Here is a 381-nt window from a genome sequence, read left to right as displayed (position 1 = left end):
GGACGAGCAGGCGGCGGCTGTGGAGGCCAGCGGTCCCGGCGACGAGCCGGACGAGCAGGCGGCGGCCGCGGAGGCACCGAGCGTCGACCTCGCTGGGGGCGCCGACGTCGAGGCGGGCGAGGCGGCTGAGGTCGCACCGGTTCAGCAGGGTGGCGAGGCAGCCGAGTGGAGCGGCGGCGCCGGCGAGCAGGTCGAACCGGAGCGGGTCCAGGTGGCCGACGGCGCGCATGCGCCAGCGAGCGTTCCGTCGGCGAGCGTTCCGCCGGCCGTTGGCGTGGTCGCGCTGGCCAGCGTTCCGCCGGCCAGCGGCGCTGCCGAGCCGGCGAGCGTCCCGCAGACCGCGGGTGCCGTCGAGCCGGCACCGGGCCAGCCGGGTGGGGG

Annotated in this window: 1 pseudogene; it reads left to right on the top strand. The window is 79.3% G+C overall.

Going from position 1 to position 381, the window contains the following annotated elements:
• Window positions 1–19: 19 nt before the first annotated feature.
• Window positions 20–381: pseudogene (locus tag C1I95_RS35050) on the top strand (hypothetical protein); the annotation flags it as partial.

It is taken from the genome of Micromonospora craterilacus (assembly GCF_003236315.1).
GTDB lineage: Bacteria > Actinomycetota > Actinomycetes > Mycobacteriales > Micromonosporaceae > Micromonospora > Micromonospora craterilacus.
Note: the sequence above shows the minus strand (reverse complement) of the source record. Positions and strands in the feature narration are given on the sequence as shown.